2 protein-coding genes are annotated in these 1,539 nt (G+C 73.8%); both read right to left on the bottom strand.

The window, feature by feature from the left end; all coding sequences use genetic code 11:
* The coding region (locus E7Z54_RS20545; RefSeq protein ID WP_136436604.1) for an ABC transporter ATP-binding protein at positions 1 to 802 on the bottom strand (802 nt) is incomplete at its 3' end.
* Positions 799 to 1,539 (bottom strand): ABC transporter permease (locus E7Z54_RS20550; protein WP_136436605.1); only part of this gene is annotated, 741 nt, incomplete at its 5' end. The genes E7Z54_RS20550 and E7Z54_RS20545, both read right to left, overlap by 4 nt.

A 1,539-nucleotide genomic window follows, 5' to 3' on the forward strand; every position in this document is an offset into this window, starting at 1 on the left:
GCCGGAGCAGGCCCAGCGCACAGGATGCGCTGCGGACCCGGCCGTCGGCGTCGGGCTCACCGGCCGCGGTGCCCGCGACCAGTGCGGCGTGCCCGAGGAATGCGGCCACCCGCGGATCGGCCGGCGTGAGGTAGACGTCAGCCGGAGCGGCGACCTGGAGGAAGGACCCGTCGACCATCACCGCGACCTGGTCGGCCAGGGAGAGCGCCTCGCCCTGGTCGTGCGTGACGAGCACAGCCGCGGCTCCGGCGGCCCGCAAGGCGCGTACGACGGCACGACCGGTCTCCTCGCGCAGCGAGGCGTCGAGGGAGGAGAAGGGCTCGTCGAGCAGCACGAGGCGGGGTCGCGGGGCCAGTGCCCGCGCGAGCGCGACCCGTTGCTGCTGGCCGCCCGAGAGCTCATGGGGGTAGCGCTGGGCGAGCTTGGCGGGCAGCTCCACCAGCGCAAGCGCCTCGGAGACCCGCGCGGAGTTTCTGCGCTGGCCGCGGGGCAGTCCGAACCCGACGTTGGCCTCGACCGTGAGGTGCGGGAAGAGGGCGCCGTCCTGAGGGACGTAGCCGAGTCCGCGGCGGCGCGCAGCCACCACCGACCGTCCCGACACCACCTCCCTGCCCGCGACCGTGATGGTCCCGGCCATCGGTGTCACGAAGCCGGCGACCGCGCGCAGCAGGGTCGTCTTGCCGCAGCCGGAGGGACCCAGGATCGCCGTCACGCCGGCGGTGACCTCGAGGTCCAGGGCGCGCAGCACCGGCTGGCCGGAGTAGCCGGCCTCGAGGCCATGGATCTGCAGCGCGTGGGTCATCGGCCACCTCGGAGGCTGAGCCGGCCCAGGAGCCAGGTCGACGGGACGGACAGGGCGATCAGGGCCAGCGCGTAAGGGGCGGCCGCACCGTAGGCGATGGAGGAGGCGTCCGACCAGAACTGGGTGGCGAGGGTCGTCGTGCCGGTGGGAGCGAGCAGCAGGGTCGCGGTGAGCTCGGTGGAGACGGCCAGCGCCACCAGTGCGGTGGCCGAGAAGAGGCCGGGAAGCACGAGGGGCAGGGTGACCCTGCCGGCGACGCCCGGTCCGGTGCAACCGAGGTTGCGGGCCACGTCCTCCAGGCTCGGCGGCACCAGCTCGAAGGCCGAGCGCACGCTCACCACGGCACGCGGCAGGAAGAGGATGACGTAGCCGACGACCAGCACGACGACGGTCTGATAGAGGTCCGGCACGAGTCGGATGGACACGGTCACCATCGCCAGCCCGATCACGATGCCTGGCATCGCACTGGCGGTGTAGACGCTGCGCTCGATGGCGGTGGTGAGCAGGCCGCGGTGGCGGACCGCCAGCCAGACGACCGGGACCGCGACGACGGTCGCAAGCGCGCCACCGACGATCGCGAGGCCGAGGGTGTTGGACGCCGCACGGGCCAGCTCTCCGAGCTCCAGCGATGTCGAGGTCCCTCGGACGAGCCAGCGGAGGAGCGCGTAGACCGGCACGCCGAGCGCCCACGCGCCCAGCGCCGCCAAGGCGCCGACCACCAGCGGGCGGGAGCGCCC

Source organism: Nocardioides sp. (assembly GCF_004803405.1).
GTDB classification, from domain to species: domain Bacteria; phylum Actinomycetota; class Actinomycetes; order Propionibacteriales; family Nocardioidaceae; genus Nocardioides; species Nocardioides vastitatis.